The 2,568-nt window shown below is 72.4% G+C and carries 1 protein-coding gene; it reads right to left on the bottom strand.

The window, feature by feature from the left end; all coding sequences use genetic code 11:
- The coding region (locus CR470_RS37305; protein WP_097872159.1) for a Tex family protein at positions 1–2,356 on the bottom strand (2,356 nt) is incomplete at its 3' end.
- Between the last annotated feature and the right edge of the window lie 212 nt (positions 2,357–2,568).

Genomic DNA, 2,568 nt, shown 5'->3' with positions numbered 1-2,568 from the left:
CCCCCTGGCCCTGCCGGGACGCGCCACCGTTCCCGGCGCGCCGGTCCCGGCCGCCGCCCTGCCGGCCCTGGCCGCCACCGGACGGCTGTCCCTGGCTCTGGCCCTGGCGCTGCTTCGGGGGACGGCCGCCCCGCTCGCCGCGGCCCTGCTGCCCGCCGCCGGAGCCGCCCGCGCCGGGCTCGTCGTCAAGACGCAGCGTCAGCGAGATCCGCTTGCGCGGCCCGTCGACGTCCATGACCTTGACCTTCACGATGTCCCCGGGCTTCACGACGTCGCGCGGGTCCTTCACGAACGTCTTCGACAGCGCCGAGACGTGCACCAGACCGTCCTGATGGACGCCGACGTCGACGAACGCGCCGAACGCGGCCACGTTGGTCACGACGCCCTCCAGGACCATGCCGGGCTCCAGGTCGCCGAGCTTCTCGACGCCTTCCTTGAAGGTCGCGGTGCGGAACGCCGGGCGCGGGTCGCGCCCCGGCTTCTCCAGCTCCTTGAGGATGTCCGTCACGGTCGGCAGCCCGAACATGTCGTCCACGAAGTCCGCCGCGCGCAGCGACCGCAGGGCCTCCGCGTTGCCGATCAGCGAGGCCACCTCGCCGCCCGCCGTCTTCCCCATCCGCCGCACCACCGGGTAGGCCTCGGGGTGCACGCTGGAACCGTCGAGCGGGTCGTCGCCACCCCGGATCCGCAGGAAGCCCGCGCACTGCTCGTACGCCTTCGGGCCGAGCCGCGCCACGTCCTTGAGGGCCTTGCGGGACCGGAAGGGGCCGTTGGAGTCCCGGTGCGCGACGATGTTCTCGGCGAGCCCCGAGCTGATGCCCGACACACGGGAAAGCAGCGGCGCGGACGCGGTGTTGACGTCCACTCCGACCCCGTTCACACAGTCCTCGACGACCGCGTCCAGCGAACGGGACAGCTTCACCTCGGACAGGTCGTGCTGGTACTGGCCGACGCCGATCGACTTCGGGTCGATCTTCACCAGCTCCGCCAGCGGGTCCTGGAGGCGCCGGGCGATGGAGACGGCGCCGCGCAAGGACACGTCCATGTCGGGCAGTTCCTGCGAGGCGAACGCGGAGGCGGAGTACACCGAGGCGCCCGCCTCCGAGACCATCACCTTGGTGAGTTTCAACTCCGGGTGCTTGTCGATCAGTTCACCGGCAAGCTTGTCCGTCTCACGGGACGCCGTACCGTTGCCGATCGCGACCAGGTCGACCGCGTGCTCCTTCGCGAGGTGCGCGAGCTTCGCGAGCGCCTGGTCCCACTTGTTCGCGGGCACGTGCGGGTGGATCACATCGGTGGCCACCACCTTGCCGGTGGCGTCGACGACCGCGACCTTCACCCCCGTACGGAAGCCGGGGTCCAGGCCCAGCGTGGCCCGGGTCCCGGCCGGGGCGGCGAGCAGCAGATCGCGCAGGTTCGAGGCGAAGACCCGCACCGCCTCGTCCTCCGCCGCCGTGCGCAGCCGCAGCCGCAGATCGATGCCGAGGTGCACCTGGATCCGGGTCCGCCACGCCCAACGCACGGTGTCGCCGAGCCACTTGTCGCCCGGGCGGCCCCCGTCGGCGATCTCGAAGCGGCGGGCGATCATGTTCTCGTAGGCGGAGGGGCCGGGCCGGTCGGCGGCCTCCGGCTCCTCCGGTTCCAGGACCAGGTCGAGCACGTTCTCCTTCTCGCCGCGCAGCATCGCGAGCACCCGGTGCGAGGGCAGCGCGGTGAACGGCTCCGCGAAGTCGAAGTAGTCGGCGAACTTCGCGCCGGCCTCCTCCTGGCCCTCGCGCACCTTCGCCGCCAGCCGGCCGCGCGTCCACATGCGTTCGCGCAGCTCGCCGGTCAGGTCGGCGTCCTCGGAGAACCGCTCGGTGAGGATCGACCGGGCCCCGTCCAGGGCGGCGGCCGCGTCCGCCACACCCTTGTCGCCGTCCACGAACGCGGCGGCCGCCGCGAGCGGATCGACCGACGGGTCGCCGAGCAGGCCGTCCGCCAGCGGTTCGAGCCCCGCCTCCCGGGCGATCTGCGCCTTCGTCCGCCGCTTCGGCTTGAACGGCAGGTAGATGTCCTCCAGGCGCGCTTTGGTCTCGGCGGCCCGGATGCTCGCCTCCAGCGCCGCGTCGAGCTTGCCCTGTTCGCGTACGGAGTCGAGGATCGACGTACGCCGCTCCTCCAGCTCCCGCAGATAGCGCAGCCGTTCCTCCAGCGTGCGCAGCTGCGCATCGTCGAGGGATTCGGTCGCCTCCTTGCGGTAGCGCGCGATGAACGGCACGGTCGATCCGCCGTCGAGCAGCTCGACGGCTGCCCTGACCTGTCGCTCACGTACGCCGAGCTCCTCGGCGATCCTGCCTTCGATGGACGTCGTCACGGTTTTCCCGACTCGCCTTCTCGTACTGGCTGTGCTGGCCGTGCTCGTGTCGCGATGAGCACGTTCTTGCTTGCCGGGGGGCATCCCCCCGGCCTGCATTGTGCCGGGTGGCCGGGGGCCGTGTCGCGTGACCTCGGGCAACACGCCCGGGGCCCCCGCGCCGGGGCGGGGGCCCCGGGCGGGGCCGGGGAGCGCTTCGGGTCAGCCCCGGC

The sequence above is a fragment of the Streptomyces sp. rh34 genome (assembly GCF_002551245.1).
Lineage (GTDB): Bacteria > Actinomycetota > Actinomycetes > Streptomycetales > Streptomycetaceae > Streptomyces.
Note: the sequence above shows the minus strand (reverse complement) of the source record. Positions and strands in the feature narration are given on the sequence as shown.